Source organism: Pseudomonas sp. SIMBA_067 (assembly GCF_046534675.1).
Classification (GTDB): Bacteria; Pseudomonadota; Gammaproteobacteria; order Pseudomonadales; family Pseudomonadaceae; genus Aquipseudomonas; species Aquipseudomonas putida.
The window spans coordinates 1-245 of sequence record NZ_JAWRYH010001120.1 but is presented as its reverse complement, the minus strand read 5'-3'; the positions used below and the strand labels follow the sequence as shown (position 1 = coordinate 245).

1 protein-coding gene is annotated in these 245 nt (G+C 62.0%); it reads right to left on the bottom strand.

Annotation, left to right across the window (positions count from 1 at the left end):
• On the bottom strand, nucleotides 1-245 hold a 245-nt coding region (locus SB765_RS32770), incomplete at both ends, for a LysR family transcriptional regulator (RefSeq protein ID WP_410932910.1).

The window sequence follows — 245 nt, the reverse complement described above, 5'->3', positions numbered from 1 at the left end:
GCAGCATGAACGGTACGGCAGCATTGATGCGCAAGCGCCCGGCAGGTTTTTTCTGGCGTGACGACAGGCGTTCTTCCAGCTCATCCATCTGCGCCAGGATTACCTTGGCCTGCTCAAAGAAGTACTTGCCCTCTTCGGTCAGGTCCATGCGCCGCGTGGTGCGATTGATCAGCGTCGTCTCGAGCTTGGCTTCCAGGCGCGACAAGGTGCGGCTGACCGCCGACGGCGTCTGCCCGACCTGCTCC